Annotated in this window: 18 protein-coding genes; 15 read left to right on the top strand and 3 right to left on the bottom strand. The window is 71.0% G+C overall.

From position 1 onward, the window contains the following. Positions 1 to 68: 68 nt before the first annotated feature. From rimP to AQI70_RS35275, 9 genes are all read left to right on the top strand, one after another. Positions 69 to 575, top strand: coding sequence for a ribosome maturation factor RimP (rimP, locus tag AQI70_RS35315; protein WP_062156524.1), 507 nt, complete (start codon positions 69 to 71; stop codon positions 573 to 575). A gap of 2 nt (positions 576 to 577) precedes the next feature. Then, the gene (gene nusA, locus AQI70_RS35310) at positions 578 to 1,564 is read left to right on the top strand and encodes a transcription termination factor NusA (protein ID WP_062156523.1); all 987 of its coding nucleotides are present in this window, start codon (positions 578 to 580) and stop codon (positions 1,562 to 1,564) included. Positions 1,565 to 1,666: 102 nt separating this feature from the next. Then, on the top strand, positions 1,667 to 1,963 hold the full coding sequence (locus AQI70_RS38130; protein ID WP_078504008.1) for a YlxR family protein: 297 nt from the start codon (positions 1,667 to 1,669) through the stop codon (positions 1,961 to 1,963). A gap of 146 nt (positions 1,964 to 2,109) precedes the next feature. Beyond that, entirely contained in the window at positions 2,110 to 5,181 is a 3,072-nt protein-coding gene (infB, locus tag AQI70_RS38125) for a translation initiation factor IF-2 (protein WP_079051609.1), read from the top strand. Positions 5,182 to 5,387: 206 nt separating this feature from the next. Next, positions 5,388 to 5,681, top strand: a complete 294-nt coding sequence (locus AQI70_RS35295; RefSeq protein ID WP_062156521.1) for a DUF503 domain-containing protein — start codon at positions 5,388 to 5,390, stop codon at positions 5,679 to 5,681. Between the two features lie 47 nt (positions 5,682 to 5,728). Beyond that, on the top strand, positions 5,729 to 6,175 hold the full coding sequence (gene rbfA / locus AQI70_RS35290; protein ID WP_003997466.1) for a 30S ribosome-binding factor RbfA: 447 nt from the start codon (positions 5,729 to 5,731) through the stop codon (positions 6,173 to 6,175). After that, entirely contained in the window at positions 6,172 to 7,077 is a 906-nt protein-coding gene (gene truB / locus AQI70_RS35285; protein WP_062156520.1) for a tRNA pseudouridine(55) synthase TruB, read from the top strand. Before rbfA ends, truB begins: the two co-directional genes overlap by 4 nt. Positions 7,078 to 7,343: 266 nt before the next feature. Next, positions 7,344 to 11,117 (top strand): trypsin-like peptidase domain-containing protein, encoded by a 3,774-nt coding sequence (locus AQI70_RS35280; protein ID WP_244181974.1) that lies wholly within the window; start codon positions 7,344 to 7,346, stop codon positions 11,115 to 11,117. 145 nt (positions 11,118 to 11,262) lie between these two features. Next, positions 11,263 to 12,219, top strand: coding sequence for a bifunctional riboflavin kinase/FAD synthetase (locus AQI70_RS35275; protein ID WP_062156519.1), 957 nt, complete (start codon positions 11,263 to 11,265; stop codon positions 12,217 to 12,219). 67 nt (positions 12,220 to 12,286) lie between these two features. On the opposite strand, the gene AQI70_RS38120 is transcribed toward AQI70_RS35275, so the two are convergent. The 3 genes from AQI70_RS38120 to eccE form a co-directional block, all read right to left on the bottom strand. Then, positions 12,287 to 15,418, bottom strand: coding sequence for an SCO5717 family growth-regulating ATPase (locus AQI70_RS38120; protein ID WP_244181972.1), 3,132 nt, complete (start codon positions 15,416 to 15,418; stop codon positions 12,287 to 12,289). 231 nt (positions 15,419 to 15,649) lie between these two features. Then, positions 15,650 to 16,492 carry a hypothetical protein gene (locus AQI70_RS35265; protein WP_062156518.1) on the bottom strand — a complete coding sequence of 281 codons (843 nt, stop codon included), beginning with the start codon at positions 16,490 to 16,492 and terminating at the stop codon, positions 15,650 to 15,652. After that, on the bottom strand, positions 16,492 to 17,814 hold the full coding sequence (gene eccE / locus AQI70_RS35260; RefSeq protein WP_208607504.1) for a type VII secretion protein EccE: 1,323 nt from the start codon (positions 17,812 to 17,814) through the stop codon (positions 16,492 to 16,494). Before eccE ends, AQI70_RS35265 begins: the two co-directional genes overlap by 1 nt. Before the next feature lie 530 nt (positions 17,815 to 18,344). On the opposite strand from eccE, the gene eccB reads away from it, so the two are divergent. The 6 genes from eccB to AQI70_RS39345 all read left to right on the top strand — a co-directional run bounded on the left by eccB (position 18,345) and on the right by AQI70_RS39345 (position 24,423). Beyond that, the gene (eccB, locus tag AQI70_RS35255; RefSeq protein WP_062156517.1) at positions 18,345 to 19,922 is read left to right on the top strand and encodes a type VII secretion protein EccB; all 1,578 of its coding nucleotides are present in this window, start codon (positions 18,345 to 18,347) and stop codon (positions 19,920 to 19,922) included. Positions 19,923 to 20,139: 217 nt separating this feature from the next. After that, positions 20,140 to 20,451, top strand: coding sequence for a WXG100 family type VII secretion target (locus tag AQI70_RS35250; RefSeq protein ID WP_003997456.1), 312 nt, complete (start codon positions 20,140 to 20,142; stop codon positions 20,449 to 20,451). A gap of 79 nt (positions 20,452 to 20,530) precedes the next feature. Further along, positions 20,531 to 20,815, top strand: coding sequence for a WXG100 family type VII secretion target (locus tag AQI70_RS35245; protein ID WP_003997455.1), 285 nt, complete (start codon positions 20,531 to 20,533; stop codon positions 20,813 to 20,815). A 378-nt stretch (positions 20,816 to 21,193) separates the two neighbouring features. Further along, complete coding sequence (gene mycP / locus AQI70_RS35240; RefSeq protein ID WP_244181970.1) at positions 21,194 to 22,354, top strand: type VII secretion-associated serine protease mycosin; 1,161 nt, start codon at positions 21,194 to 21,196, stop codon at positions 22,352 to 22,354. Between the two features lie 110 nt (positions 22,355 to 22,464). Next, positions 22,465 to 22,833, top strand: a complete 369-nt coding sequence (locus AQI70_RS35235; RefSeq protein ID WP_063801655.1) for a hypothetical protein — start codon at positions 22,465 to 22,467, stop codon at positions 22,831 to 22,833. 36 nt (positions 22,834 to 22,869) lie between these two features. After that, positions 22,870 to 24,423 carry a hypothetical protein gene (locus tag AQI70_RS39345; protein ID WP_159042746.1) on the top strand — a complete coding sequence of 518 codons (1,554 nt, stop codon included), beginning with the start codon at positions 22,870 to 22,872 and terminating at the stop codon, positions 24,421 to 24,423. Positions 24,424 to 24,476 lie beyond the last annotated feature (53 nt).

Below are 24,476 nucleotides of genomic sequence, written 5' to 3'. Positions count from 1 at the left end.
ACCGGATACCCTTTGACCAGACACGCGACCCATCCCACAACAGCACACGCGGCCGAGGAGTCACCCGGATGAGCACCACCCAGAGCGAGAGGCTGCGAGAACTGCTGGAACCCCTCGTCAGCTCCCAGGGCCTGGATCTCGAAGAGATCGCGGTGGACTCGGTCGGACGCAAGCGCGTGCTGCGCGTCGTCGTCGACTCCGACACCGGGGCGGACCTGGATCAAATCGCCGATGTGAGCCGTGCGCTCTCGGCGAAGCTCGACGAGACGGACGCGATGGGCGAGGGCGAGTACACCCTTGAGGTCGGCACCCCGGGCGCGGAGCGCCTCCTCACGGAGCACCGGCACTACGTACGTGCCGTCGACCGGCTGGTGAAGTTCCAACTGGCCGAGGGCGGCGAGCTGGTGGCCAGGATCATGAAGGTCGACGACGACGGACTCGACCTCGAAGTGCCCGGCGTGAAGGGCCGCAAGGCCACAAGCCGCAGACTCGACTTCCCGGACATCGCCAAGGCCCGCGTGCAGGTCGAGTTCAGCCGCAAGGACAGCAAGAACGAGAAGGAAGAGGAGGCGTAGCCGTGGACATCGACATGAGTGCCCTGCGGGGCTTGGTACGGGAGAAGGAGATCTCCTTCGACCTGCTGGTCGAGGCGATCGAGTCGGCCCTCCTCATCGCCTACCACCGCACCGAGGGAAGCCGCCGCCACGCGCGCGTGGAGCTCAACCGGGAGACCGGGCATGTGACCGTGTGGGCGAAGGAGGATCCCGAGGATCTGGAGGAGGGCCAGGAGCCCCGCGAGTTCGACGACACCCCGTCCGGCTTCGGCCGTATCGCCGCCACCACCGCCAAGCAGGTCATCCTGCAGCGGCTGCGCGACGCCGAGGACGACGCGACGCTCGGCGAGTACGCCGGGCGTGAGGGCGACATCGTCACCGGCGTGGTCCAGCAGGGCCGCGACCCGAAGAACGTCCTCGTGGACATCGGCAAGCTGGAGGCCATCCTGCCGGTGCAGGAGCAGGTGCCCGGCGAGACGTATCCGCACGGGATGCGGCTGCGGTCGTACGTCGTACGAGTGGCCAAGGGCGTCCGCGGCCCGTCCGTGACCCTCTCGCGCACGCACCCGAACCTGGTGAAGAAGCTCTTCGCCCTGGAGGTGCCCGAGATCGCCGACGGGTCCGTCGAGATCGCCGCCATCGCACGTGAGGCCGGTCACCGCACGAAGATCGCCGTACGGTCCACCCGCAGCGGCCTGAACGCCAAGGGCGCCTGTATCGGCCCCATGGGCGGCCGGGTGCGCAATGTCATGGGCGAGCTGAACGGCGAGAAGATCGACATCGTCGACTGGTCGGACGACCCGGCCGAGATGGTGGCGAACGCGCTGTCGCCGGCCCGGGTCTCCAAGGTGGAGGTCGTGGACATGGCGTCCCGCTCGGCGCGGGTGACGGTGCCCGACTACCAGCTGTCCCTGGCGATCGGCAAGGAAGGGCAGAACGCCCGGCTTGCGGCCCGGCTCACCGGCTGGCGGATCGACATCCGCCCGGACACCGAGCAGGCCGGGGAATAGATCCCAGCCGCAGGTCGCTTAGATCACGTCAGGTTATCGCGCGGCAACTGTTCGAATCCTGCCCCAAAGGGGTGAGGTCGCTACGGGGAGGTAGACTTAACTGTGTCTGGCCGGACACGCGTCCGCGCATGCCCTGAACGCACCTGTGTGGGGTGCCGGGAGCGAGCGGCCAAGACTGATCTGCTGCGCATCGTGGCGATCAAGGACGAATGCGTCCCTGATCCTCGCGGTACGCTGCCCGGCCGGGGTGCGTACGTACACCCCGCACTGGTCTGTCTCGACCAGGCGGTACGCCGCCGGGCGTTCACGCGGGCGTTGCGCGCCCCGGGAGCGCTCGACACAAAGGCGTTGCGCCGATACGTCGAGCAGACAACAGTTGCTGAGCAGGCAACACCGTAAGAAGCGTCGCGCGGAACCCCGTGCGGCCCTGGTACCTCGCGAGTCGAAAGCAGGTCGAGATTGCGATGAGCACTCGATGAGTACGCGATGAGTACGCCCATGAAGTAGCGACGGTCCGGCCGCAACCCGGACCTAAAAGGAGCGAAGTGGCTAAGGTCCGGGTATACGAACTCGCCAAGGAGTTCGGTGTAGAGAGCAAGGTCGTCATGGCCAAGCTCCAGGAACTCGGTGAATTCGTCCGTTCGGCGTCTTCGACCATCGAAGCGCCTGTGGTACGCAAACTGACTGACGCCTTCCAGGGCGGTGGCAACGGCAAGTCCGCCGGCAAGCCCGCCCCGCGCAAGGCGGCTCCCAAGCCCGCCGCGCCCTCACCGGCGCAGGCGGCACGTCCGGCTGCTCCGAAGCCGCCGGCCGCCCCCAAGCCCGCCGCGGCCCAGCAGCCCGCGGCCCCGGCTGCCCCCGCGCCGGCCCCCGGTCCGCGTCCGACGCCGGGTCCCAAGCCCGCGCCGCGTCCGGCCCCGGCGGCCCCCACGACTCCGGAGTTCACCGCTCCGCCGTCGGCCCCGGCTCCGTCTCCGGCGGCTGCCCAGGGTCCGCGCTCCGGCGCCCGTCCCGGTGCCCCGAAGCCCGGCGCCGGTCGTCCGGGTGCTCCCGGTCAGGGCCAGGCCCGTCCGGGTCAGGGTGCCCAGCGTCCCGGTGGTCAGGCCCCGCGTCCGGGTGCCCGTCCGGCCGGTCCGCGTCCGGGTAACAACCCCTTCACCTCCGGTGGCTCCACCGGCATGGCCCGTCCGCAGGCTCCGCGCCCGCAGGGCGGCCCGCGCCCGGGTGGCCCCGGTGCCCCCGGCGCCGGTCCCCGTCCCCAGGCGCCCGGCGCCCAGGGCGGCGGTCCGCGTCCGCAGGCTCCGGGCGGTTCCCGTCCGAGCCCGGGCTCGATGCCGCGTCCGCAGGGCGGCGGCCCGCGTCCCGGTGGTGGCCCCGCCGGTCCGCGTCCGAACCCCGGCATGATGCCGCAGCGTCCGGCTGCCGGCCCGCGTCCCGGTGGCGGTGGCCCCGGTGGCCGTGGTCCCGGTGGCGGCGGTCGTCCCGGTGGCGGTGGCGGTCGTCCGGGCGGCGGCGGTTTCGCCGGTCGTCCCGGCGGTCCCGGTGGCGGTGGCGGCGGTTTCGCCGGTCGTCCCGGCGGTCCCGGTGGCGGTGGCGGCGGTTTCGCCGGCCGTCCTGGTGGTCCCGGCGGTGGCGGCGGTGGCCGTCCCGGCTTCGGTGGTCGTCCCGGCGGTCCCGGTGGCCGTGGTGGCACGCAGGGTGCCTTCGGCCGTCCCGGCGGTCCCGCGCGTCGTGGCCGTAAGTCGAAGCGGCAGAGGCGCCAGGAGTACGAGGCCATGCAGGCCCCGTCGGTCGGCGGCGTGATGCTGCCTCGCGGCAACGGCGAGTCCATTCGCCTGTCGCGCGGTGCGTCGCTCACCGACTTCGCGGAGAAGATCAACGCCAACCCGGCGTCGCTCGTCGCGGTCATGATGAACCTCGGCGAGATGGTCACGGCCACGCAGTCCGTCTCCGACGAGACGCTGCAGCTCCTCGCCGACGAGATGAACTACACGGTTCAGATCGTCAGCCCCGAGGAGGAGGACCGCGAGCTGCTCGAGTCCTTCGACATCGAGTTCGGCGAGGACGAGGGCGACGAGGAGGACCTGGTGGTCCGTCCGCCGGTCGTCACCGTCATGGGTCACGTCGACCACGGTAAGACCCGACTGCTCGACGCCATCCGCAAGACGAACGTCATCGCGGGCGAGGCCGGCGGCATCACCCAGCACATCGGTGCCTACCAGGTCGCGACCGAGGTCAACGACGAAGAGCGCAAGATCACCTTCATCGACACCCCGGGTCACGAGGCGTTCACCGCCATGCGTGCCCGTGGTGCGAAGTCGACCGACATCGCGATCCTGGTCGTCGCGGCCAACGACGGCGTCATGCCGCAGACGGTCGAGGCGCTCAACCACGCCAAGGCGGCCGACGTCCCGATCGTCGTCGCGGTCAACAAGATCGACGTCGAGGGCGCCGACCCGACCAAGGTGCGCGGTCAGCTCACCGAGTACGGGCTGGTGGCCGAGGAGTACGGCGGCGACACCATGTTCGTCGACATCTCCGCCAAGCAGGGTCTACACATCGACTCCCTGCTGGAGGCCGTGATCCTCACCGCCGACGCCTCGCTCGACCTGCGGGCCAACCCGAACCAGGACGCGCAGGGCATCTCGATCGAGTCCCGCCTCGACCGCGGCCGCGGTGCCGTGGCGACGGTCCTCGTCCAGCGAGGCACGCTGCGGGTCGGCGACACGATGGTCGTGGGCGACGCCTACGGTCGCGTGCGCGCCATGCTCGACGACAACGGCAACAACGTCGCCGAGGCCGGTCCGTCGACGCCGGTGCAGGTCCTGGGCCTCACCAACGTCCCGGGCGCGGGCGACAACTTCCTCGTGGTCGAGGAGGACCGTACGGCCCGCCAGATCGCGGAGAAGCGTGCCGCTCGCGAGCGCAACGCGGCCTTCGCCAAGCGCACGCGCCGTGTGTCGCTGGAGGACCTGGACAAGGTGCTGAAGGCCGGCGAGGTCCAGCAGCTGAACCTGATCATCAAGGGTGACGCTTCTGGTTCCGTCGAGGCCCTGGAGTCCTCGCTGCTCCAGCTCGACGTCGGCGAAGAGGTCGACATCCGCGTCCTGCACCGCGGCGTCGGTGCGGTCACAGAGTCCGACATCGACCTGGCCATGGGCTCCGACGCCATCGTCATCGGCTTCAACGTCCGGGCAGCCGGCCGTGCGCAGCAGATGGCGGAGCGCGAGGGCGTGGACGTCCGGTACTACTCGGTCATCTACCAGGCGATCGAGGAGATCGAGGCGGCCCTCAAGGGCATGCTCAAGCCGGAGTTCGAGGAGGTCGAGCTCGGTACGGCGGAGATCCGCGAGGTCTTCAAGTCGTCCAAGCTGGGCAACATCGCCGGTGTCCTCATCCGCTCCGGCGAGGTCAGGCGCAACACCAAGGCGCGCCTGGTCCGCGACGGCAAGGTGGTCGCGGAGAACCTCACCATCGAGGGCCTGCGTCGCTTCAAGGACGACGTCACCGAGATCCGCGAAGGGTTCGAGGGCGGTATCAACCTCGGCAACTTCAACGACATCAAGGTCGACGACGTCATCGCGACGTACGAGATGCGCGAGAAGCCGCGGGCGTAACAGCCGACGGTTCGTGCCGGCCGGCGGGACTTCGGTTCCGTCGGCCGGCGCGCCGTTTGCCGACGCGCGTCGAAGACGGGTGCGACGCTCCACGGAGCGTAATATCCGTCGATCGGTCCGCCCCCTTCGTTGTACGGTTCTGATGTCCCTGCCCCATGGACGGCAGGGCCATCGATCCCGTACCGGCGGGTGAACCGGTTACACACATGTACGTGGGGACGCTGTCCTTCGACCTCCTCCTCGGCGACGTCCGGTCGCTGAAGGAGAAGCGCTCCGTCGTCCGCCCGATCGTCGCCGAGCTCCAGCGCAAGTACGCGGTGAGCGCGGCCGAGGTGGACCACATGGACCTCTACCGGCGGGCCGAGATCGGCATCGCCATGGTGTCCGGCGACGCCGGTCACCTCAGCGACGTACTGGACCGGTGCGAACGGCTGGTCGCCGGCCGTCCGGAAGTGGAACTGCTGTCGGTACGACGGCGTTTCCACGGCGACGACGACTGATGACCCAAGCCAGAGAACGTAGAAAAGAAAGAACGGGAGACGGACCAGTGGCCGACAACGCGCGGGCTAAAAAGCTGGCGGACCTCATCCGAGAGGTGGTGGCCCAGAAGCTGCAGCGCGGGATCAAGGACCCGCGGCTCGGCTCGCACGTCACCATCACGGACACCCGCGTCACGGGTGACCTGCGGGAGGCGACCGTCTTCTACACGGTGTACGGCGACGACGAGGAGCGCAAGGCCGCGGCCGCCGGACTGGAGAGCGCCAAGGGCGTGCTCCGCTCCGCGGTCGGTGCGGCGGCGGGCGTGAAGTTCACGCCGACGCTGACGTTCGTGGCCGACGCGCTGCCCGACACCGCCCGGACCATCGAGGACCTCCTCGACAAGGCCCGTCAGTCCGACGAGAAGGTGCGCGAGGTCTCGGCCGGCGCCACCTACGCCGGTGAGGCGGACCCGTACAAGAAGCCGGGTGCCGACGAGGACGACGCTGCCGAATGACCCAGAAACACCGGACGCCCGACGGCCTTGTCATCGTCGACAAGCCGTCGGGCTTCACTTCGCACGACGTGGTCGCCAAGATGCGCGGCATCGCCCGCACCCGCCGCGTCGGGCACGCGGGCACCCTCGACCCCATGGCGACGGGCGTGCTCGTCCTCGGTGTCGAGAAGGCGACCAAGCTCCTCGGTCATCTGGCCCTGACCGAGAAGGAATACCTCGGCACCATCCGCCTGGGCCAGACCACGCTCACCGACGACGCCGAGGGCGAGATCACGGGGTCGACCGACGCCTCGAAGGTCACCCGCGACGCCGTCGACGCCGGGATCGCCAAGCTGACCGGCGACATCATGCAGGTGCCGTCCAAGGTCAGCGCCATCAAGATCGACGGCGTGCGCTCCTACAAGCGGGCGCGGGAGGGCGAGGACTTCGAGATTCCGGCGCGGCCGGTCACCGTCTCCTCGTTCGCCGTGTACGACATGCGGGACGCCGTCGCCGACGACGGCACGCAGGTCCTCGACCTCGTCGTGTCGGTGGTCTGCTCCTCCGGTACGTACATCCGGGCTCTGGCCCGTGACCTCGGTGCCGGCCTGGGCGTCGGCGGCCACCTCACGGCGCTGCGCCGCACCAGGGTCGGTCCGTACAAGCTGGACTCCGCCAAGACACTGGACCAGCTCCAGCAGGACCTCACGGTGATGCCGATCGCCGAGGCCGCCTCGGCCGCGTTCCCGCGCTGGGACGTGGACGCCAGGCGCGCCCGTCTGCTCACCAACGGGGTCCGCCTCGACATGCCCGACGAGTATGCGGGCGCCGGGCCGGTCGCCGTCTTCGACCCCGAGGGCGGTTTCCTGGCGCTCGTGGAGCAGCACAAGGGCAAGGCGAAGAGCCTGGCCATCTTCGGCTAGACACCCGGCCTTCTTCGGGTGCCTGCCCGTGGAGCGGCGGTCACGGGGTTGTCCTCTGCCCGCCGCTCCACGGCCCCCCTCGGTTCCCCCACCTCTAGGGTCTATCCAGCGACCCCCGTCTGTTCACCCGTCCGGGCAGGCGCTCGGAGTGAACCGAGGGAGCGGAAGGGGGCGCGTTCACCGAGCGAGCTGCCCCGCTGATCACATCGCGCCTACCGTCGAGAACGGGGGGCGGGTGCATGGCTGTACGGCGGGGAGGTTCGACGATGGCGGGACGGGGCCCGGGGGCGGGCGGCGACCGCCGGATGCCGGGTGGGGAGCGGGCGGCCGGGGACGCGTGGGAGACGCGGAGCGCCCACGGCGGTTCCGTGGGACCCGACGCGAGCCGCGAGCAGCGCGGGGGCGAACGCCCGTTCGATGCCTGCGTCCGTGAGGCCGCCCTGGTCCGCATTCACGACCTGGCCGGTCGTCCGCGCGGCCTCGGCTTCGTGGCCGACCATCAGGGCACGGTCGTCACCAGCCACGAGGTCGTCGCCGGCCTGCCCCGTCTGGTCCTGCACACCGCTGAGAGCGAGAGCGGTCGCGTGGTGCCCGCAGGCGCGGTGACCCCGCTGCCCGGCCTGGACCTGGCGCTCGTACGTGTCGAAGGCCTGGGCGTGGACCCGCTTCCGGTGACCGTGCGGGACCGGATCGAGACCGGCGCGTACGTCCGGATCGCGGCCGGCGGCTGGCGGGAGGCGCGGGTGCTGGGCGCGACGGCCGTGACGTACACGGCGGCGGACCGCTCCCATCTCATCGACCCCGCCCTGGAGTTGGCGATCGGCACCGCCGGCCGGGACGCGCTGCGGCCGGGCGGAGGGGCGGCCGGGGGACCGGTGCTCGACGCCGCGACCGGCGCGGTGGTGGGTGTCCTCGGCACGGCCCTGCGGTCCGGCCACCGCGAGGCGGGGTTCGCCGTACCGCTGCGGCCACCGCAGGACGGCCCGCTGGCCGAGCTGCTCGCCCAGAACGCGGCGACGGTCCCCGCGTACGGCGCCGACCTCAACCTGGCGGGCGTACTGGAACTGACGGCCACGTCGGTCGGCCAGGACGGTCCGCCGGGAACACTGGCGGACGCCGGGGGAGCGGGGGCGGTGGCCCCCGTCGAACGGGCCTCGACGGCAAGGGACTTCAGGGCCTTCACCAAGAGCCGGGCCATGGTCCTGGGCTTGGTCGGGGCCCCGGGCAGCGGCCGTACGACGGAACTCGCGGCCCTGGCAGCCCGCCGCAACCGGGGCCCGCAGCCGGCTCCCACGCTGTGGCTGCGCGGCGCCGACCTGAAGGACGACGACGCTTCGGTGGCCGACGCCGCGCGCCGGGCACTGGCCCGGGCGGCTCGGATCGTGGCGGCGTCCACCCCGTCGGACCCCGCCGCCCTGGGTGACACCGCCCCGGAACGCCTGGCCGACCTCGCCCACACCATCGGCCGCCCCCTCCTGCTGCTCCTCGACAGCCCCGAGGAGATGCCGCCGCACCTGGCCCACCGCCTCCCGGAGTGGACCAACGGCACGGCGCGGTGGCTGCGGGAGACGGGGGCGCGGCTGGTGGTGGCGTGCCGGGCGGAGTACTGGGAAGGGGCGGGGGCCGGGTTTCCGGAGGAGTTGCTGTACAGCTCCTCCGAGGGGGCGGGGCGCGAGATCTCCCGGCGGTTCCCGCCCTGCGTACGGCTCGGCGACCTCACCGCCGACGAGGCCCAGCAGGCCCGCGCCCGCTACGGCATCCCCGAAGGCGCACTCGCCGGCCCCGACGCCCGGCACCCTCTCACCCTCCGCCTCCTCTCCGAGGTGCGCGCGGCCCTCCCCGACACTCCCCACCCCCGGCTCGACCGCGACGACGTCCTCTTCGCCCACCTCGACCTCATGTGCCTGCGCATCGCCGTACGCCTCGCCGCCGAGAACGGCCTGCGCGGCACAGCCGTACGCCGCCTCGCCGCCAAGGTCTCCGGCCAGGTCCACGAGGCCGCGCGCCGCAGCCTGGGACCGGGGCAGGGCGAACTGGACCGGGCGTCGTTCGAGGCGGTGTTCCCGTGGGGACCCGCCCCCGCGAGGCTCGGCGGCGGCACCGGCTGGGCGTCCGCCGTGCTCACCGAGGGCCTCCTCGTCCCCGCCGGCAACGGCTACCGCTTCGCCCACGAGGAACTCGCCGACTGGATCCAGGGCATGCACCTCGACCTCGACGAGGCCCTGCACGCCCTGGTCCACCGCCGCCGCACCGACCCAGACGCCGCGCACCCCGTCCCCGTACCGCACCACCGGATCGGCCCCGTCGTCGAGGCCCTGCTCCTCGTCGCCCGCCAGCACGGCACCCGTCAACTGGCCCTGCAACTGGAGAAGTTGACCCACGCGCTCGACGCCGACCGGCAGTCCTGGTGGGCCGCCCGCCTCCTCACCGAGACCCTGCTGCGCGTCCCGGACGCGACGCCGTACATCGACGTACTGCGCCTGCTCACCGACCGCATCGTGGCCTGGCGGCAGCACGAACGCCCCGCGCCTTCCGAACTCGGCCCGGACTTCTGGACCGGACTCCGGCTCCCGGACACCGACCGCTTCGAACTGCTCCGCAGCCTGGTGCGGGCCGACGGACCCCCACCCGAGACGGACGGTCTCGTATCCGACGCCGCCACGGCCTCCGACGCCTCCACGACCTCCGACACCGCTTCGACTGCCGGCCCGGCCTCGGCTTCCGGCACCGCCTCGACCTCAGGCACCGCCACGTTCTCCGGCGCCCTCGGCTTCCCAGGTGCGCGCACCGATGCCTCCGGTGGTGCCGCGCCCCACCAACCCCACTACGCCCCACCCCGTTACCTCGACGCCGTGGCCGAGCTGCTCGCCGCGGCCCCCACCGCCGTACAGCCCCATCTCACCCGCTGGTTCGACGACGACCGTCCGCTCCCCGCCATGCCGCACGCGACCGTCGCCCGTGCCGCCCAGGCCCTGCTGTACGCACACCGGGACCGCGCCCTGGACGACCTCACGGAGACGCTGGTCGACAGCGCGCACCTCCGGGCCGACGAACTCCTCGGCGTGCTGGCCGAGGAGGAACCGTCCGCCATGTGCCGCGCCGTCGACCGGTGGGCGCACGACGACAGGCCCGCGCGACGCGTCGCCGCGGTGGCGTACGGGCTGCGGGCCGCGCCCCAGGCCCGTACCGAGGCCGACCGCGAGCTCCTCCGCCGCGCGGCCCTCGCCCTGCTCGCCCGCCCCGCCGACTGCAGCCTGCACGGCGGCGCGCTCGCGATGCTCGTGCGTGATCCCCGTACCCGAGCCCTTCATCTCCCGCGGGCGCTACGGCACTTCGCGGCGGGCGACCCACAGCTCACGCCCAGCGCCCTGGTCACCGCCCTGCCCACCCATCCCGAGGCGGTCCTCGCCGCCTTCCGGGCACGACTGCACCGACCGGACGCGGGAGAGGCGCTGCGCACCCTCGCCGACGTCACCACGCCCGGCCTCGCCCGCCGGGTCGCCGCCCTCGTGGGGGAGGCGGTGGAGTGGCGCCCGGAGACCGCCGAGGACGTGGCCGCGTACGTCGACCGGCGCCTCGACCACGGCCCCACCGCCCGCGACGTACTCCTCCCGCTCGTTACCGGCCTGCTTGACGGTGGTCCGGAACAGGTGCGGGTCGCCCTGGTCGCCGTACTCGCCGCTCGCGCCACGCCCGCCTCCCGCGTCCTGCGCCGTGAGCTCCTCGACTTCCTCCTGGCCCACGAGCGCGCTCCCGCCGTCCTGGACGCCCTTCTGCGGGCCACCGTCCAGCAGGGCGGCGACCGGTCGGACGACGACCTCCGCGACCTCGTGCACCGCATCGGCCTGCTCCTCGTCCGCACCCCGGACGGCGCGACCCGCTTCGACCGCCGCCTGGTCGACCTGGGCCGCGAAGTGCCCGGCTTCGCGGCGCGGATCGCCGGCTGGCTGACCGGCACTCCGCAGGAGTGGGCGGCGGTGGTGGGACCGAGCGCCCGCCGGATGATCGAGAATCTGGCAGGTGTACGAGTTCCCGCATGACCAGCGCGTTCCTGCGTGCACCCGGTCACAGCACCCATGCCGATGCGGGCCGGGAGCGCCCGGCATGGCACCCTTAGACCTGCGTAAGAGCGTTTGAGCAAAGACGGACACGGGTTCGACGAGTTTGCGACAAGGAGCAGGCACAGTGCAGCGCTGGCGTGGCTTGGAGGACATCCCCCACGACTGGGGGCGCAGCGTCGTCACCATCGGCTCCTACGACGGAGTTCACCGTGGACACCAGCTGATCATCGAGCACGCCGTGACACGGGCTCGTGAGCTGGGCATCCCCTCGGTGGTCGTCACCTTCGACCCGCACCCCAGCGAGGTCGTCCGCCCCGGCAGCCACCCGCCCCTGCTGGCCCCGCACCACCGCCGCGCCGAACTGATGGGCGAGCTGGGCGTGGACGCGGTGCTGATCCTGCCCTTCACGACCGAGTTCTCGAAGCTGTCCCCGGCGGACTTCGTCGTCAAGGTCCTGGTCGACAAGCTGCACGCCAAGGCGGTCGTCGAGGGCCCCAACTTCCGCTTCGGGCACCGGGCCGCGGGGAACGTCGACTTCCTCGCCGAGCAGGGCAAGATCTACGACTTCGAGGTCGAGGTCGTCGACCTGTACGTCACCGGCGAGGCGGGCGGCGGCCAGCCCTTCTCCTCGACGCTGACCCGGCGCCTGGTCGCCGAGGGCGACGTCGAGGGTGCCGCCGAGATCCTCGGCCGCCCGCACCGTGTGGAGGGCGTGGTCGTCCGAGGCGCACAGCGGGGACGGGAACTCGGCTTCCCCACGGCCAACGTCGAGACGCTGCCGCACACCGCGATCCCGGCCGACGGCGTCTACGCCGGCTGGCTGCACGCCCAGGGCGAGGCGATGCCGGCCGCGATCTCGGTCGGCACGAACCCGCAGTTCGACGGCACCGAGCGCACGGTGGAGGCGTACGCGATCGACCGGGTGGGGCTGGACCTGTACGGCCTGCACGTCGCCGTCGACTTCCTCGCCTTCGTCCGCGGTCAGGCGAAGTTCGAGTCGCTGGAGGCCCTGTTGGAGCAGATGGCCGTGGATGTGAAGCGCTGCCGGGAGCTGATCGCGGCGGCCGAAGGCCTCGCCTGAACCCCGTCCGACGCGAGAGGGCCGGCACCGTGCAGGTGCCGGCCCTCTCGCGTTGCCGAGCGGTCCGCTACTGCTGAGTCCAGCCGGGCGGTACGACGCCCTGCTGCGGCTGCTGCTGCGGCTCCTGGGGCGGCGCCGGCTGTTGCTGCCAGCCCTGGCCCGGTGCGGGCCGCTGCCAGGCCTGCCCCGGCTCGGGGGCGCCGCCGGGCGGGGCGTAGGGCTGCTGCGGCTGCTGCTGGGGCGCGTACCCCTGCTGGGGGTGCTGCTGGTACTGCATGTTCGGATTGCCGAAGCCCTGCTGCGTACGGGCGATGTCCTCGGCGATCAGGGCGGCGAGATCGAAGTAGGCCTCGCGCGTCTTGGGACGCATCATTTCGAGGTCCACCTCCGCGCCCGCCGCGAGGTGCTCGTCGAACGGGATCACGACGACGCCGCGGCAGCGGGTCTCGAAGTGCGCGACGATGTCCTCCACCTTGATCATCTTGCCCGTCTCACGGACACCGGAGATCACGGTGACCGACCGCTGGACGAGATCGGCGAAGCCGTTCGCCGACAGCCAGTCGAGCGTGGTCGATGCGCTGCTCGCGCCGTCCACCGAGGGCGTGGAGATGATGATCAACTGGTGGGCGAGGTCCAGGACTCCGCGCATCGCGCTGTAGAGCAGACCGGTACCCGAGTCGGTGAGGATGATCGGGTACTGCCGGCCCAGCACGTCCAGCGCGCTGCGGTAGTCCTGGTCGTTGAAGGTGGTGGAGACCGCCGGGTCCACGTCGTTGGCGATGATCTCCAGACCGGAGGGCGCCTGCGAGGTGAAGCGGCGGATGTCCATGTAGCTGTTCAGCTGCGGGATCGCCTGCACCAGGTCACGGATGGTGGCGCCCGTCTCGCGCCGCACCCGTCGGCCGAGGGTGCCGGCGTCGGGGTTCGCGTCGATCGCGAGGATCTTGTCCTGGCGCTCGGAGGCGAGCGTGGCGCCGAGCGCCATGGTCGTCGTGGTCTTGCCGACGCCGCCCTTGAGGCTGATCACCGCGATCCGGTAGCAGGACATCACCGGCGTACGGATCAGCCCCAGCTTCCGCTCCCGCTCGGCGAGCTCCTTCTTGGCGCCGAGCTTGAAGCGGGACGGGCCCTGGTTGTTCTTGCGGGCCTTGGGCTGGTTGCGCAGCAGCCGGTCGGAGGACAGCTCCACGGCGGCGTTGTAGCCGAGCGGGGTACCGGGCGCGGCTTGCTGCTGCTGGGGAGCACCGGGGCCGGCCTGCGGGCCGGGCGGGGCGCTCCAGCCCTGGTTGCCCTGGTTGCCGTAGGCGGCGGGCGGGGCAGCGGGGTGCTGCTGGGGTGCCTGCTGCTGGGGCTGGGCCGGAGGCTGCTGCTGCGGCGCGGGCTGCTGGGGCGCGGCCTGCTGCGGGTAGCCGTAACCGCCCTGCTGGGGCGGGTAGCCGTAGCCGGGCTGCGCCGGGGGCTGCGGGTAGCCGTAACCGTCGGGCTGGGGCTGACCCGGCTGGGGCTGGCCGGGCTGGGGCTGGCCGGGGTGCGGCTGTCCGGGATGGGGCTGGCCGGGGTGCGGCTGTCCTGGCTGGGGTGCCTGCTGGGGGTAGCCGTACCCGGCGGCGACGGGCTGTCCGGGCTGGGGCTGGCCGGGCTGGGGCTGGCCGGGCTGCGGTGCCTGCTGGGGGTAGCCGTACCCGGCGGCGACGGGCTGTCCGGCCTGCGGGTGACCGGGCTGGGCCGCCTGCCGCGGGTCGACGGGCGCGGGCTGCCCACCCTGCGCGGGGTACCCGGGCTGCGGCTGGGCCGGGCCGAACGCGCCCTGGGGAGGGGCCTGGTGGCCCGGCTGCCCGGGGTGCGGCTGGGCGGGAGGCTGGGGATAGCCGTATCCGCCGGCCTGTGCGGCTGCCTGTGCTGCCGCGGCCTGTGCGGCTGCGGCCTGTGCGGCTGCGGCCTGTGCGGCTGCGGCCTGTGCCGCGGCGGCAGCGGCCTGCTGGTCGGGCTGTCCCGCCTGCTTCGGCGCTCCCTGCGGATGCGCGGGCGCGAAGCCCTGCGGCAGCGGGGGAAGAGCCTGGTTGGGCTGGGGGGACGCGGGGGCCTGCCCGGCGGGCGCCGACGTGGGGGCAGGGGCCGCGGGCGCCTGCGCGCCGGCTGCTGCCTCTGCCTCCGGCTCCGCTTCCGCCGTTGCCGGCGCGGCCTCGGGCTGCGGCTGCGGCTGCTCAGGAGACTCCGCGTCGGACCGGACGGGCGCCGACTCGTCGCCCTCCGCGGCGGCGGACGCGGGCCCGGCGGCCTCACCGGCCTCCGCCTCGTCGCTCCGCTCCCCCGCCGGCTCGTCGTCGCCACCGCCGAACAGCCTCGCCGCCTCGGCGTCGGCGGCGGCATGGTTGAGCTCGCCCTCCGGCTCCTCCGGCATCGGCTGCGCGGGGGAAGGCTGTTCAGGGGCGGACTGCTCGGGGGCGGGGTGTTCGGGCGCGGCTGCTGCCGGGACACCGGCCGCCGGGGTAGCGGTCGGGGGCGGGGTGGCCTGGGCGTCCTGGTCCACCGGGCGCAGCACGGGGAAGCCGGGCGCGGCGGGTGGCTGGGCGGGCGGTTGGGCGGGTGCGTGCGGGGGCTGGGCAGGCGGCTGCTGCGGCTGCTGCGCCTGGGCAGGCGTGTGCTGGGGCGCGCCGTATCCGGCCGACGTGTCCTGGCCGGGCTGAGGTACGCCGAAACCGCCCGAAGTGTCCTGCTGGGGCGCGCCGAAGCCACCGGACGTGTCCTGGCCCGGCTGAGGGGCACCGGCTCCCGGCTGCTGGGGATAGCCGTACCCGCCGGGCACCGCCGCGCCGCCGGCCGCGGGGGCGCCCGGCGCGGACTGCTGCTGCGGAAAGCCGTAGCCACCCGTGGCAGGGCCCTGCTGGTTCACGCCGGGCGTGCCCTGAGCGGGAGTGGCCTGCGCGGGCTGCGCGGGCTGCTGCGGCGGTACGGGAGCCTGTGGTGCGGGACCGCCCGGTGGTCCGGTGGGCGATCCGACGGGCGAGCCGGTCGGCGGCGGTGGCGAAGCCGGGCCGGTGTCCTGCTGTCCGCCGGTCGCGGAGCCACTCTGCGTACTTTGGGCATACCAGGCGGGGGGCGTGTAGACGATTTCGAACTCGCCCGTCAGATCCACCTCGTGATCGTCCCCGTCCGAGGTAGGGCTCCCGCCGTTGTACTCGGACCGATCCCTGTTCACTGCTTGCCTCCTGGTCAGCCACTGCTGCTGAGCTGGTAGTCGTCGCGGCCGGGCGGACCGAGTGGCGAGTCCCACGCGACTGCGATCGTCACCGCACCACCAGAAGCCTAATCACTCGCACGGCGGGACGGAAAAGCCCCCATGGGGGCGGACGGTAAACCCCCTGGGCATGGGTGGAAAAGCCCCATGGACGCGGCCTCTTCGCGCCCCGCTCCCGCAGACGACGACGCGTCAGTCCATACGGCGGGCGGTGCCGAGCAGACCCGTCTCCGCATCGGTGGGCTCGGTCATGACGAACTTGTGGTGCTTGCGAGTGCACCACAGGGCGACGCCGTCGTGAAGGGTCGGCAGATGCTGGAGGTGTTCTTCCGGGACGCCCAGGGTGTCGCGTACGACCTCGGTCTCGTAGGGCGAAATACGCTGAATCCCCACCAGATGGGCCTGAGACAGCCAGCGCGGCGCATGCTCACTGACGAAGGGCAGCACCGTCACCACGGCCTGCCACGGCACGGACGTCACCCGTCCCCGCGGCGGGCGGATGCCGCAGTCCCGGAACAGCACCACCGGACTGGAGACGGAGGGCCCCTGCGCGGGCACCCGGCCCACCGGATAGACCGTCACACACTGCTGGCCGCCGCCCGCCGCCTGGGCCAACTGCTGCCAGGCCTGCGGCCGGCCGGTCTCGACGCCGACGCGCGCTCCCGTCGCGGCGGCGCGCAACGCCAGCACCTGGGCGAGCCACAGACCACCCACGAGGACGATGTCGAAGGCGGTCGGACGGGACAGACCGAGCACGGCCGGCTGTGACTCCGGGTCCGTGCCGATGATCACGCCGTCGTCACCGATCGGCATGCTGATCGCGGCGAGCTCGTCGGCGGTGACCACATGCCGGTTACGGCGCGGCCCGCGCAGCCCGAAACCCGGGCTGAAGATGCGCCGTTGCTGCTGCGGTGTCTCCGGCTGCCGGATGATCGGGATCATGCCGGTGTCGGTGGGCGATGCCACGTGGGCCGGCGTGCGGCCGGGGGCGCGGCCCTGCTGTCCCGGGGGCATGGTCGGGGCGGGGTGGGACATCAGTACGTACCTCCGAGCGGCAGAGTGGCGAGGGCTCCGGGGACCTGCTCCCGGTCGAGACGGACCAGGCCGACCTTCGCGGCACTCGCGGCCCGCTCCAACTCCCGCCCGATCTGGCCGAGTTCACTGTCGCCGCGGGCGGTGACGCGGACGTGCCCGGTGAGGGCGACACCCCGGTTGCCGGCCTTGCTCAGAGTCATGCTGAACGTCGTGGCGAGCACCGGCAACGAGGTGAACCGCGTGACCAGTTCGGGCAACGCCACACCCCCGCTTCCCAACTGCGGCCAGCGCGACACCCAGTACGTCGTGTGCCACCGGTCGTCGACCCGCCAGGTCCGCACCGACTCGACCGTACGCCGCTGAGGCTGCCGCCCGTCCTGGGCGTGCTGCGCGTTGGCGCGCGGGTTCAGACAGCTGGACGTCGCCAGCGCCTGCACCAGCTCGGTCTCGTCCAGGATGGTCGCCTTGAAGCCGGCCCCGGCCAGGCGGCTCGCCAGCTGGTCCGCCACCCGCAGCAGCGCCCGCTGCGCCCCGGGCACACCGTCCCCGCGGGCCTGCACCGCCTCGGGGCACAGCTCCGGGTCGAGCTTGAGGGCGACCCAGGTGAGCCGGAGCGCGGGCGAACCGGCCTGGGCCTGCAGGGGGCCGTACGACCGCGCGGCCAGCGACTGCTGCGGCAGATGCGGCGCCGGCGCCGGCTGGGTGTGCTGCACGACCTGCACGGAGGCGAGCCGGATCCCGTCGACCTCCAGGGCGTCCTGGACCAGCCGCAGCGGCAGCTGCCGCTCGGTGGCCCCGGGACGCAGCGGCTGGTCCGCCGGCTGCACGAAGAGCACGGCGGTCAGGAAGGTCCCGTCGCCGATCATGCCGATCGAGCGGTCGTCCCGGGACACGAAGCCGTACGTCCGCAGCGCGGGGTCGCACTCCACGACAGGGGCCAGCATCGCGTCCGTGCCGGGCGGGACGGGCTCCTTCGCCTCGCGTCGGCGCTGCCGCAGCGCGCGCGAGGTCTCGTACCACTCGGGCAGCGGACGACGACCCCGGCGCAGGACCGCCAGGAGCAGCAGCAGCGCCGCCACGATCCCGGCCGGGACCAGCAGCCACGACGTGTCGGCGGCCCAGGCGGCCAGCATCACGGCCGCCGCGAGCTCCACCAGGATGAGCTGCTGCAGCCGCACCGGGCCCAGCCCGCCGGGGCGGGGCAGGGTGCGCGGCGACGCGGCGACGGGCGCGGCCGAAGCAGCCGACGTACGTCTGCCGCCCGGACCTCCCTGTTGCTGCTGTGCGCGGCGTCCGCGCCGAGTGCTCGTAGCGCTGGTCATCCCCCGGGACATCCCTTTCGCGAAGTAGTGGCCCGTTCGTCGGGCGGGATCCTCCTGTACGGGATCCCGGCGACGGGCCAGGGGCGCCGATGGCCCACAACGTCCGTGCGAGGGGCTCACGGTACCCGCTACGGAAGACCAGGCGACACAGGGGACACCGAAACCCCAGGTGGCCAGCCTGTCACGGACCGGCCCCGCATGGGGGAGCGCGGTGGTGAAGCTCTGTGAAGATGCGGCGTCGGCCGCGTACCTGATGAATCGTCGACCGGCCGAGCAGGGCATAGTAGGTGCCTGCGCGGCTGAAGCGGCCTTCCAGCGCGGGCGATTCAACTGATTCGACCGAATCAACTGATTCGAGCGATTCAAGTGATTCGAGCGCGACGGAGACGCGGCCCACAGAGCGGGGCGGAGCCTTTGGGCAAGGCGGAGCCCTCCCGCGGGGTTCGAGCCGTCGAGCACGATCGAGCTCACACGAAGCGATCGCCCATCACAGAACGATCGAGCAGCAGAAAACGGGAGACACGGGGACCATGGCAAAGCGTCGGGATGAGCTCGCCGCCTACACGTTCGCTCGCAAGCGCACCGTCGCGGCGTTCCTGGCGCCGTCGCCGGGAGGTTCCGAGGAAGGCGCGCCGCGTCCCATTCGTACGGTGATGCCCAGCCTCGGGGTGGGCCTGGTCCTGGTGATCGGCTTCATCGCCTGGGGCGTCATCAAGCCCGCGGCGCCCAAGGGCTGGGACACACCGGGCGAGTACATCATCGTCGACAGCGACTCCACGACGCGGTACGTCGTCCTCAACGACAAGACGTCGAACGGCAAGAAGACCAAGACGCTGCACCCCGTGCTCAACTACGCCTCCGCCAAGCTCCTCCTCGACAAGGGCAAGGGCAGCGTCATCGAGGTCCCCGCCAAGGAGATCGACAAGAGCGGCATCCCGCACGGCGCGACCCTCGGCATCCCGTACGCCCCCGACCGGCTGCCCTCCAAGGAGGACGCGGAGAAGGCGAAGACCTGGGCGGTGTGCGAGCGTCCGGTCGAGGGCTCGGCCCGCGCTATCGACCGTGCCGTCTTCGTCCTCAACGCCGACGACGCCAAGTCGCTCGACGACGCGGGGAAGGTGGACCCCCGCGAGGCCCTGTACGTCCGCGACACCAAGACCAAGCAGGACTACCTGGTCGACAGCAAGGGCAACAGGTTCCGGCTGGGCGGCCCGTCGCTCGAGACCACCACCATGGAGAAGCTGCGCGCCGCCGTCATCGGCACCACGGCCGCGGGGACCGAGCCGCAGCTGGTGAGCCCGGAATGGCTGAGCACCCTCAACGACGGCGGGGTGATCACCTTCCCGGACGTCCCGTCCGCCGGCGCGCCGACCCAGGTCCAGGGGGTTCCCGCCGGCACGAAGGTGGGCCAGGTGATCAAGGCGCAGGACGCGCAGGCCGCGCAGTACTACGTCGTCCTCGACAACGAGGTGGCCGCCATCACACCCTTCGTCGCCGGCCTGCTCAGGGCGGAGGCGGGCATGGACGATAGCGCCGACATCAAGCTCTCGACGTCGCAGATCATCGACGCCAACGGCGGCGAGGCGAACCCCTTCTACAAGGACAAGGGCTGGCCCGAGGCCATCCCGCGGCAGGCCAACTCGCCGGCCACGGCCACCGAAAAGGCCCGTACCACCTCGTGCAGCGTCTACAAGGGTGCCCTTGAGGGCAACAAGCCGCAGCTCGCCGCCTGGGCCGGGACGGCGTACCCGAAGAGGATCGTCGCCGACTCGCTGAGCGCGTACGTCTCGTCCGGCTCGGGCCTTCTCTTCACGGAGATCATGGGTACGGCCGGGGGCGGCGGTGCGCAGTACCTGCTGACGGACACGGGCCTGCGGTACTCGCTGCCGAAGGGCAACGACACCGCGGCCGAGGGAAGCGGCAGCGGTTCCTCCTCGGCGGAGGGCGGCACGTCGCAGGGCCAGCCGAGCGAGACGGACAAGGCGCGCACGCGGCTGGGCTACGAGGACGTCACCAGGCCCGCGGTCGTGCCGCAGACGTGGGCGGCGTTCATCCCGAAGGGGCCCACGCTCGACACCGGCAGCGCGGCGCAGCCGCAGAGCCAGTGACCGGCCAACCGGCCTGCGGGCAAGCGCAGTTGAGAGTAAGACGGCAGGCCGGTCACAGGATGATCGCTCAAGTGTGTGAGCCGTGTAACTGATTGGCCGCGCCTGTGGATGAGTGACAGGCTGACGATAGAGTGTTTGCAGCGCTCAAAGGTGCGAAGCTTCTCCGGGCACCAGTGCAGGTTTCCCGGATCAACGACGACATGGGGGAAGGTTCATCATGGCCGGCCAGTTCCGGGTAACAGAGGACGAACTCACCAAGCTTTCCGGCGACATCAACACCGTCAACGGCCAGCTGCAGAGCGAGATCCGCCGTCTCAACGGAGTGATCGACCAGATCGCGGGTGGCTGGAAGGGCCAGGCGGCCACGTCCTACCACCAGCTGCAGGAGCGGTGGAACGCCGACGCGAAGAGGATGAGCGACATCCTCAACGACATCAAGGAAGCCGTGGACTCCACGCGGAGCAACTACTCCGCCTCGGAAGAGCAGCAGAACTCCGAGATCAGCAAGATCATGTCGGACTTCGGCTGATCGAGCCGTTCGGCTCGAAGTTCTCCACTTCTCCCGACTTCCACAGACTTCCTTCGATTCTTCCTGAAAGGGAACGACGATGTCGATCCTCGTCAATTACGCAACCATCACCAACGCCTCCACGGACGTGAAGTCCACCGCCGGCCGCATCAAGCAGCAGCTCGACGACCTCGAGGCCGCGGTCAAGCGTGTCGCCACCACCTGGGAAGGTGAGGCGCAGGAGGGCTACCAGCGCAAGCAGCGCGAGTGGGACCAGACCGCCGCGGACCTGCACTCGACCCTGCTGAAGATCTCCACGGCGCTGCAGAGCGCGGCCGAGAACTACCAGGCCACGGAGAAGAGCAACGCCAACACCTGGGCCTGAGCCCGTCGGCGGCCCGAGGGGCATGAGATGAAGAGAATCGGCCCAGCCGACGCCGTGGCGTCGACTGGGCCGAGCTCTGCTTCGGGGGCGTACGCGCCTCCCGCGGGACCGCACACACCAAATCCCGCAAACATTCACACTCGTCGCCACACACGTGACACATACATGACCCAGCTTCGAAGGAAGCAAGGCAGCAAGGAAGCCCTGGGGGGCCTGAACATGAGGGGCCTGAACGTGGAGGGCCGGACAGCCCGCTCGCGTAGCCGCAACAGTGGAACCCGCGCACTGCAGCGGGTTTTCGGCGTGCTCGCGGCGACGGGGATCTGCCTTGCGTCGACGCCGCCGGCGTTCGCCGGTCCGTCTCCGGCTGACGCGGCGGTGTCCACCCGCCTTGCCGGCGCAGGCGCCCGCGCCTCCGACAGCACGGACTTCGGCCTGTCGGACAGCACGGAATGCGTCTTCGGCGGCAAGGTCATCAAGTCCACGCCGTGGTCGCTCCAGCGGATCCTCCTGGACCAGCTGTGGGGACAGGCAACCGGCAAGGACGTCACGGTCGCGGTGATCGACACGGGCGTCGACGCCTCCAACCGGCAACTGACCAAGGCCATGGCCGCAGGCAGCAAGACCTTCGTCGACGGTCCCGCCACCAAGGACCTCGAAGGCCACGGCACCCGGGTCGCAGGCATCATCGCGGCCCGCCCGCTCAAAGGCACTGGCTTCGTGGGCATCGCACCGGACGCCAAGATCCTCTCCCTCCGTTACACGGGCGGGGAGGAGAAGCAGGGCGACGCGGAGACGATGGCCGACGCGATCCGTTACGCGGTCGCCAAGGGCGCGAAGATCATCAACATCTCGTCGGACACCCAGAACAGGCAGGACGACCCGATCCTCGAGGCCGCCGTGGCGGACGCGGTGCGCCAGGGCGCCCTGATCGTGGCAGCCGCCGGCAACGACGGAGCCGACGGCAAGTCCGCGAACACCTACCCCGCCGCGTACGACGGCGTCCTGGCGGTTGCGGCCTCCGACCGCAACGACGAACGCGCCGTCTTCTCCCAGTCGGGCAACTTCGTCGACGTCGCCGCACCGGGCGTCGGCATGGTCTCCACGGTCCCCGTCGGCGGCCAGTGCACCGCCGACGGCACGAGCTTCGCGGCGCCGTATGTCGCCGGGGTCGCGGCTCTCCTGAAGGACAAGTACCCGACGTGGAACGCGGCCCAGATCGCCACCCGCATCGAGGAAACCGCCCAACGCCCGGGACGCGGACCCAACCGCTACATCGGGTGGGGCGTCGTCGACCCGGTCGCCGCGCTGTCGGAGGAATCAACACCGGGCACGTCTCCGGAACCGGATCCGCCGGTTGCGCCGGGAGCGGGTGGGGTGGTTCCCATGGCAGTGACCTTGGGGGAGACCGAGGCTGAGCGGGAACGCCGGGTAGCCATCTATGTGTTGGGGACCGGGTTGGCTGTGGCGCTGGTGGTTGCGGGGAGTGGGGTGGCTTTGCGGGATTGGCGTAGTCGGCGGGCTGGGCAGTCGGGTTAGCGGACCCGGTTGTCGCTTGGGCGACTTGGTCGGCCTGGCCGACTTGGGCGATGGCTTGGGCACCGAGTGGGTGCTGACAACTTGAGAAACAGGGGAGAGGACAACGGGGTATGAGTAACGGGATGCGCGTTGATCTGAGCGCGTTGGATGAGGTCATTCGGCGGCTGTGGACGCTGCTGGATGACATGGACAAGGCCGGGAAGACGTCGAAGTACGAGACGGAGATCCCGCCGAACGCCTTTGGTCAGGTCACAGAGGAGTCTTGCCAGTTCGTAGAGGCCGTGGAACTGCACGCGGCACAGAAGGAAATGAAGATCAAGATCGAGAAAATGATCAAGGATCTCCATGAGCTGATCGACGACTTCAGCACCAAAACCTCGAAGGTACGGGACAGGTACAACGACGAGGAGCACGAGATCAAGCGCAGCGTGGGCAGCGGCTCGGGTGGCTCCACCAAGAACGATCTGGCTTCTAAGTAATCGAGTCCGGACAAGTACTGACGAGGGGAGTTGGCCGTGGATACCGTGCAGGATCACAAGGCTGGTCAGCAGGTCGCAGAGAACCAGGCAAAGGAACAGAAGGAAGAGCAGAAGAAGGAGCACGACCGCCTCATTGAGTCCGACACGGTCAAGCGCGAGGGCAAGCCCATTGATCACGAGAATGGCTTCAAGACGGAGTTCATGAAGTACTCCATCAATGGCCTGCGTAGGATGATCTTGGAATCCAATCCCGGAGTCATCGCGACGGTCGGTGATCACTGGAAGATGGTCCACAACATCCTGTCCGGCGGCGACGGCGACGGCGAGAAGGGTGGTGTGGACCAGGTCTCCTCGAACGACAGTATCGCCGGGGCACTGAAGACGGCTGTCGACAACGTCCTCGAACACTGGGAAGGCGCAGCGGCCGAGGCCTTTAAGCGCAGGGCGGATGAAATCGGGCTCCAGATTCGGAACGGGGCTGCGTACGCCAACTTCACGTCGAAGCAGCTTCTTGCGATCAGCAAGGACCTCGACACGGCCAAGGCCAAGATGGAGGGCATTGAGGAACCCTCCATGCTTGAGAGCGGCTGGGACAAGCTCAATGACGATCAAGACGATTCCCAGATGAAGAAGGACATGGCTGCAGGCGCCAGCGCCGACGCCGTGGCCAAGGCGAACGAGAAAAACTTGTCGCTGGGGATGGAGCGGAAGCTCGAGGCCGTGGCGGTGATGGAGCAGCTGGCGGCCAACTACAAGGTGTATGCGGGGAACCTCAAGCAGGCCCAGGCGAATCGAGATGACAAGAAGGGCATCGAGCCCCCCAACACCGATGTGACGATGCCACCTCCGATCACAATGCCGAGCGCTTCGGCGGGAGGACCGGGCACAGCTCGCACAGCTAACAAGCCTTGGAGTGCAGGTCCTACCACTAGCATTAAGCCGGCGCCCGCGGTGCCCCGAGATGCCGGTATCACAGGTGGTTCGCAGCTCCCGGCAGCTCGAACGAAGGTGGACAGCATCTCTCCAGGCCTGACCGGGACTGGTCCCAGCACCGGCCCTGTCGGTGTCAGCGGCGGTGGCGGTGGCCTCGGTACTGGCGGAGCTCAGGGCCCAGGCGTGGTGGCTCCCGGCGGAGTGTCTGGCCTCGGACGAGGCGCTGCTGCACGCGGCGGCATTGGAGCAGCAGGCGCTCGTGGTGGTCTGGCTGGTGGCGGCGGGGCAGCAGGTCGCGGCTCCGGAGGCCGAGCTGGCATGGGAGGCATGGGCGGCGCCGGGGCCGGTGCGGCTGGCCGAGGCGGTGCTGGCGCTGGCGGTCGTGGAGCCCTCGCGAAGTCTCGGGGCGGTGTGGTCGGCGCGGCCAAGGGGGTCACGGGCAAGGGCGCCGGTGGAGGCGCAGGCCTGCACGGCAGCCGTGGCGGAACCCAGCGTGGCGCCATGGCTGGTGGAGTTGGTGGCATGGGCGGTCGCAATGGTCGACGGTCCGAGGACGAGAACAGCCGGGGCGACCGTCCCGATTACCTGGTCGAGGACGAAGAGACCTGGATCTCGGAAGAGGACCGCAAACGAAACGTGCCGCGCACCATCGAATAGGCAGGCAAGCGACCGGATGAGTTCTGTTCCGGTCCGCAATGAAGGCTGGCGAA

This window comes from Streptomyces curacoi, from assembly GCF_001513975.1.
Taxonomy (GTDB): Bacteria; Actinomycetota; Actinomycetes; order Streptomycetales; family Streptomycetaceae; genus Streptomyces; species Streptomyces curacoi.
The sequence above is the reverse complement of the archived record's forward strand: the minus strand, read 5'-3'. Positions and strand labels throughout refer to the sequence as shown.

Excerpts from the sequence above, each read along its gene's own strand:
- AQI70_RS35295 (WP_062156521.1), top strand. The coding sequence starts at position 5,388 with ATGTACGTGGGGACGCTGTCCTTCGACCTCCTCCTCGGCGACGTCCGG.
- AQI70_RS35245 (WP_003997455.1), top strand. The coding sequence starts at position 20,531 with ATGTCGATCCTCGTCAATTACGCAACCATCACCAACGCCTCCACGGAC.
- AQI70_RS35265 (WP_062156518.1), bottom strand. The coding sequence starts at position 16,492 with ATGTCCCACCCCGCCCCGACCATGCCCCCGGGACAGCAGGGCCGCGCC.
- AQI70_RS35280 (WP_244181974.1), top strand. The coding sequence starts at position 7,344 with ATGGCGGGACGGGGCCCGGGGGCGGGCGGCGACCGCCGGATGCCGGGT.
- eccE (WP_208607504.1), bottom strand. The coding sequence starts at position 17,814 with ATGACCAGCGCTACGAGCACTCGGCGCGGACGCCGCGCACAGCAGCAA.
- AQI70_RS35235 (WP_063801655.1), top strand. The coding sequence starts at position 22,465 with ATGAGTAACGGGATGCGCGTTGATCTGAGCGCGTTGGATGAGGTCATT.
- truB (WP_062156520.1), top strand. The coding sequence starts at position 6,172 with ATGACCCAGAAACACCGGACGCCCGACGGCCTTGTCATCGTCGACAAG.
- eccB (WP_062156517.1), top strand. The coding sequence starts at position 18,345 with ATGGCAAAGCGTCGGGATGAGCTCGCCGCCTACACGTTCGCTCGCAAG.
- rimP (WP_062156524.1), top strand. The coding sequence starts at position 69 with ATGAGCACCACCCAGAGCGAGAGGCTGCGAGAACTGCTGGAACCCCTC.
- AQI70_RS35250 (WP_003997456.1), top strand. The coding sequence starts at position 20,140 with ATGGCCGGCCAGTTCCGGGTAACAGAGGACGAACTCACCAAGCTTTCC.